4 protein-coding genes and 1 pseudogene are annotated in these 3,214 nt (G+C 68.4%); 2 read left to right on the forward strand and 3 right to left on the reverse strand.

Annotated elements, in window-relative coordinates; genetic code table 11:
* The 3 genes from KZA10_RS10420 to KZA10_RS10430 form a co-directional block, all read right to left on the reverse strand.
* On the reverse strand, nucleotides 1-662 hold a 662-nt coding region (locus KZA10_RS10420; RefSeq protein WP_306300807.1), incomplete at its 3' end, for a beta-ketoacyl synthase N-terminal-like domain-containing protein.
* Nucleotides 655-1,323 carry a CoA transferase subunit B gene (locus KZA10_RS10425; protein ID WP_174799603.1) on the reverse strand — a complete coding sequence of 223 codons (669 nt, stop codon included), beginning with the start codon at nucleotides 1,321-1,323 and terminating at the stop codon, nucleotides 655-657. The genes KZA10_RS10420 and KZA10_RS10425, both read right to left, overlap by 8 nt.
* A gap of 1 nt (nucleotide 1,324) precedes the next feature.
* Nucleotides 1,325-2,098: a CoA transferase subunit A gene (locus tag KZA10_RS10430; RefSeq protein ID WP_141388032.1), complete on the reverse strand. Its 774-nt coding sequence runs from the start codon at nucleotides 2,096-2,098 to the stop codon at nucleotides 1,325-1,327.
* 104 nt (nucleotides 2,099-2,202) lie between these two features.
* Between KZA10_RS10430 and KZA10_RS10435 the strand changes: the two genes are divergently transcribed.
* Together KZA10_RS10435 and KZA10_RS10440 are read left to right on the forward strand one after the other, a co-directional pair.
* Nucleotides 2,203-2,988 carry an IclR family transcriptional regulator gene (locus KZA10_RS10435; protein ID WP_127482457.1) on the forward strand — a complete coding sequence of 262 codons (786 nt, stop codon included), beginning with the start codon at nucleotides 2,203-2,205 and terminating at the stop codon, nucleotides 2,986-2,988.
* Nucleotides 2,989-3,023: 35 nt separating this feature from the next.
* Nucleotides 3,024-3,214 (forward strand): annotated as a pseudogene (locus tag KZA10_RS10440) (transcriptional regulator); the annotation flags it as partial.

Here is a 3,214-nt window from a genome sequence, read left to right on the forward strand (position 1 = left end):
CCCTCGTCCTTCGTGACACGCACGGGCTCGCCGCGGCGCTGGGGAACGTCCACGGCGACGATCTCCTCATCGAACACACCCGCTTCCTGCGCGGCGGTGGCGCGCTGATGCGAGAGCGCGGCGACGCGGTCCTGCGCCTGCCGGGTGAGATCGAAACGCGCGTTGTGCCGTTCGGTGGATGCCCCCATGCTCTCCCGGTCGTACGCATCCGTGAGCCCGTCGTAGGCCATGTGGTCGAGCACCTCGACGCTCCCGTATGCCCAGCCGTCGCGCGATCCCATGAGCAGGTGGGGTGCGCGCGTCATCGACTCCATCCCGGCGGCGACCACCACCTCGGCATCTCCGGTGCGGATCATCCGCGCCGCGTCGATGACCGCGGTCAGCCCTGAGAGGCATACCTTGTTCACGGAGTGCGCGGGGACGTCCCAGCCGATGCCCGCGCCGATGGCCGCCTGACGGGCTGCGTTCTGCCCGGATCCGGCGGCCAGCACCTGACCGACGATCACCGCGTCGATGTCCGCGGGTGCGATGGAGCCCTGCTCCAGGGCTCCACGGATGGCCAAGGAACCGAGCTGGGGGGCGGTGAACGCGGCGAGCTGCCCCTTGAGGCGTCCCTGCGGGGTGCGAGCAGCGGCGACGATGACGACGTCGTTCTCAGTCATGGTCCATGATCCTTCCGGTGAGCAGAGCGTGGGAGACGATGAGGGGCGGTTCGGTCGCGGCGATGACCTCGTCGACCGTGACGTCGGGTGCGGTCTCGACGAGCACCAGCCCCTCTGCGGTCACGTCGATCACGGCGAGGTCGGTGATGATCCGATCGACCACACCGCGACCGGTCAGGGGCAGCGAGCATTCGTCGACGATCTTCGCCGAACCGTCCTTCGCGACGTGCTCCATGAGCACGATGACCCGGCCGGCCCCGTGCACGAGATCCATGGCACCGCCGGGCCCCTTCACCATCTTGCCCGGGATCATCCAGTTCGCGAGATCGCCGGTCGCGGAGACCTGCATCGCCCCGAGGATCGCCGCGTCGATCTTGCCTCCGCGGATCATGCCGAAGCTGGTCGCCGAGTCGAAGAACGCGGCGCCGGGAAGAGTGGTGACCGTCTCCTTGCCCGCGTTGATGAGGTCGGGGTCAACGGATTCCTCGCTCGGGTAGGGACCGACGCCCAGGATGCCGTTCTCCGACTGCAGGACGACGGTGATGCCGCGCGGCACGTGGTTGGGCACGAGCGTGGGCAAGCCGATGCCCAGGTTCACGTAGGCGCCGTCCTGCAGCTCCGCGGCCGCTCTGGCAGACATCTGCTCACGGGTGAGTGCCATCTCAGGCTCCTTCCGCGGCGACCGTGCGCCGCTCGATGCGCTTGGGGATGTCGGTGCCGACCTCGACGATGCGATGCACGAAGACCCCGGGGAGGTGGATGCTGTCGGGATCGAGCTCCCCCGGCTCCACGAGCTGCTCGACCTGGGCGATGCAGATGCGACCGGCCATCGCGGCGAGCGGATTGAAGTTGCGCGCCGCCTTGTTGAACACGAGATTGCCGTGGCGATCTCCGCGGGCGGCGTGCACCAGAGAGAAATCGGCGGTGATCGCCTCCTCGAGCACGAAGTCCCTCGCCTCCCCGTTCACCTCGAAGCTGCGCACATCCTTCACCGGCGAGGCGACCGCGATCGTGCCGTCCGGGTTGTACCTGCGCGGCAGGCCCCCCTCGGCGACCTGCGTGCCGACGCCCGTCTGGGTGAAGAAACCCGCGATCCCCGAGCCGCCGGCTCTGAGCTTCTCGGCCAGGGTGCCCTGCGGCGTGAGTTCGAGCTCGAGTTCACCGCTGAGGAACTGGCGCTCGAACTCCTTGTTCTCCCCGACATACGACGATGTCATCTTGCGGATGCGCTGGGCGGCGAGCAGGACGCCGAGGCCCCAGTCGTCCACTCCGCAGTTGTTGCTCACGACGCTGAGGTCTCTCGTCCCCTGCGCCAGAAGAGCCTCGATCAAGGCGATCGGGTTCCCGGACAGGCCGAACCCGCCGACCGCCAGTGACGATCCGTCCTCGATGTCGGAGACGGCCGCCTCCGCTGACTCCCACTGCTTGTCGATCACGTCGGCTCCTTCGGTTCCGTGCTCTCCTCAGCATCCGTCCGGGGCAGCCGTCCGGGAAAGCCGGATCTTGCGATGTGGCCGAACCCAGAGGTAGCGTCCACATTATGGAACCCACAACCTCGGTGCCCGGCACTCAGGCGATCGCCAGGGCCGCACGTCTTCTGCGCCTGGTCACGGCCGCGGGTTCCGACGGGGCTTCACTTCAGGAGCTCGCCATAGCCGCCGACCTCTCGCGTTCGACCGCCCACCGGCTCCTGAGCGCTCTGAAGTCGGAGGGCCTCGTCGACCGCGACGGCGCGAGCACCAGGTGGATGCCGGGTCCGGAGCTGTTCCTCATGGGATCGGTGGCGGCCGCGCGGTACGACGTGACAGCACTGGCCCGGGACATCGTGCGCTCACTGGCGGTCAAGACCGAGGAGAGCGCGTTCCTCTCCGTCCGGCGCGCAGACGAGACGGTGTGCCTGCTCCGCGAAGAGGGCTCCTTCCCTATCCGATCCTTCGTCCTCAGTGAAGGAGTGCGCTTCCCCCTCGGTGTCGCCAGCGCCGGACTCGCCATCCTCGCCTTCCTCCCTGACCACGATGTGGATGCCTACTTGGAACGTCATCCCGAGCTCGAGGGCTCCTGGGGACGCGCCCACGGTCAGCGGCCCCTTCGGACACGTCTCGCCGAGACCAAGGAACGGGGATACGCGGTCAACCCCGGTCTGATCGTCGAGGGCAGCTGGGGCCTGGGCGCTGCGGTCTTCGATCGCTCCGGCCGCCCGGAGTGGGCGCTGAGCCTGACCGGCGTCGCGTTCCGCTTCGGCCCCGACCGCATGGCCGAGCTCGGGCGGACCCTCCTCGCGCACGCACATCAGCTCTCCGCGCGGATCTCCAGCACGAGGCGGTGATCCGATTACATACCATCGGGTATATACTCGCTGGTATGAATCGTGCGGATGTCATCCCCTCCCTCGTCCTCTCGGGATACGCACTCGGCCGCATCGCCGCTCAGGACGCCGGAAACGACGCCCCTGCGGCGCAGTGGCGGGTGCTGAGTCTGCTCGAGCAGGCAGGAGCCAGGCGAGTGGGTGAACTCGCCCACGCAGCGCGGACCACGCAACCGGGCATGACGCG

The sequence above is a fragment of the Microbacterium sp. BF1 genome (assembly GCF_019279095.1).
In the GTDB taxonomy this organism is placed as follows: domain Bacteria; phylum Actinomycetota; class Actinomycetes; order Actinomycetales; family Microbacteriaceae; genus Microbacterium; species Microbacterium maritypicum.

What these genes read in the sequence shown, in the direction of transcription:
- KZA10_RS10425 (WP_174799603.1), bottom strand. Translation starts at nt 1,323, where the DNA reads ATGGCACTCACCCGTGAGCAGATGTCTGCCAGAGCGGCCGCGGAGCTG.
- KZA10_RS10435 (WP_127482457.1), top strand. Translation starts at nt 2,203, where the DNA reads ATGGAACCCACAACCTCGGTGCCCGGCACTCAGGCGATCGCCAGGGCC.